Source organism: Enterobacter sp. EC_50, assembly GCF_019584525.1.
GTDB classification, from domain to species: domain Bacteria; phylum Pseudomonadota; class Gammaproteobacteria; order Enterobacterales; family Enterobacteriaceae; genus Enterobacter; species Enterobacter roggenkampii.
The window spans coordinates 1-1710 of sequence record NZ_VDAF01000063.1 but is presented as its reverse complement, the minus strand read 5'-3'; the positions used below and the strand labels follow the sequence as shown (position 1 = coordinate 1710).

Here is a 1710-nt window from a genome sequence, read left to right as displayed (position 1 = left end):
TGTGGAGGCTTATCTTAGCGGCGAAAAAACTTTTGTCAAACCTGATCTTAGGGAAAATCGACTGATTGCTGATTCTGTCGTCAGTTTGTTGTAATTCCACACATCTTTTTTCAGGAAAATACTTTGCAGGATGAGCATTTCTCCCCCATCATTTGAAATGGAGTTTCAACTTTTCTCGCTAAGGTCCATTTTGAACGTCACTGCCTCCTTACGCCAGGCGATCGCGCGCACGCCATGGTATGCAAAACGTAAAAGCTATCGTGTCCTGTTCTGGCGTGAAATCACCCCTCTTGCTGTGCCTATCTTCCTGGAAAATACCTGCGTTCTGCTGATGGGGGTACTGAGCACCTTCCTGGTGAGCTGGCTGGGGAAAGAGGCGATGGCGGGGGTCGGGCTGGCGGACAGCTTTAACATGGTGGTGATGTCATTTTTTGCTGCCATCGATCTCGGGACGACGGTGGTGGTGGCTTTTAGCCTCGGCAAGCTCGATCCTAAACGTACGCGCGAGGCAGCCCGCCAGTCGCTGATGATCATGACTGTCTTTTCGATTGTTCTGGCGGCGGTGATTCACTATTTCGGTAAAGAGATTATCGACTTTGTCGCCGGGGAAGCCACGAACGAGGTTAAAGACCTGGCGCTGACCTATCTGGAGATGACCGTCATCAGCTATCCGGCGGCGGCTATCGCGTTGATTGGCAGCGGCGCGCTGCGCGGGGCAGGTAACACCAAAATTCCGCTCCTGATCAACGGCGGAATGAATATCCTGAATATCATCATCAGCAGCGTGCTGATCTACGGCGTGTTCTCGTGGGACGGGCTGGGGTTCGTCGGCGCCGGACTGGGGCTAACCATTTCACGCTATATCGGTGCGGCGGCGATTATCGGGGTGCTGATGGCGGGGATTACTCCCTCGCTGCGCCTCACGCTGAAGAGCTATTTCCGCCCCTTTAACTTTGCCATTATCTGGGAAGTGATGGGGATCGGCATTCCCGCCAGTATTGAGTCGGTGCTGTTTAACGGCGGGAAGCTGCTGACGCAGATGTTTGTCGCCGGGATGGGCACCGACGTGATCGCCGGTAACTTCATCGCCTTTTCTATCGCCTCGCTGATTAACCTGCCGGGTAACGCGCTGGGTTCGGCCTCGACTATCATTACCGGGAAACGGCTCGGGAAAGGGCAGATCGGCCAGGCTGAGCGGCAGCTGCGCCACGTTTTCTGGCTGTCGACCATTGGACTGACCGTGATTGCCTGGGGAACCGCGCCGTTTGCCGGGCTGATGGCCTCGTTCTATACCCACGAAGAGGATGTTAAAGAGGTCGTTAAAATCCTCATCTGGCTCAACGCCGCCTTTATGCCCATCTGGGCGGCCTCATGGGTACTGCCAGCCGGGCTAAAGGGCGCGCGTGACGCCCGCTTTGCGATGTGGGTGTCGATGCTCGGCATGTGGGGATGTCGCGTTGTGGCGGGGTATACGCTCGGGGTGATGCTCGGATGGGGCGTAGTCGGCGTCTGGCTGGGTATGTTCCTGGACTGGGCCGTACGGGGCGCGCTGTTCTACTGGCGCATGGTCAGCGGGCGCTGGCTGTGGAAATACCCGCGGAAAAATGCCTGACAATTGCGCGAAGTGGAGAATAAATCGGCAAACGATCGGAAATATGCATTCTGCCTTTGACATAATGGGGGAGCATCGATAATATGCGCCCCGTTCAC

Annotated in this window: 1 protein-coding gene; it reads left to right on the top strand. The window is 55.9% G+C overall.

Going from position 1 to position 1710, the window contains the following annotated elements:
• Positions 1-157: 157 nt before the first annotated feature.
• Positions 158-1612, top strand: a complete 1455-nt coding sequence (emmdR, locus tag FHC48_RS22940) for a multidrug efflux MATE transporter EmmdR (RefSeq protein ID WP_185949876.1) — start codon at positions 158-160, stop codon at positions 1610-1612.
• Positions 1613-1710 lie beyond the last annotated feature (98 nt).

What these genes read in the sequence shown, in the direction of transcription:
- emmdR (WP_185949876.1), top strand. Translation starts at nt 158, where the DNA reads ATGGAGTTTCAACTTTTCTCGCTAAGGTCCATTTTGAACGTCACTGCC.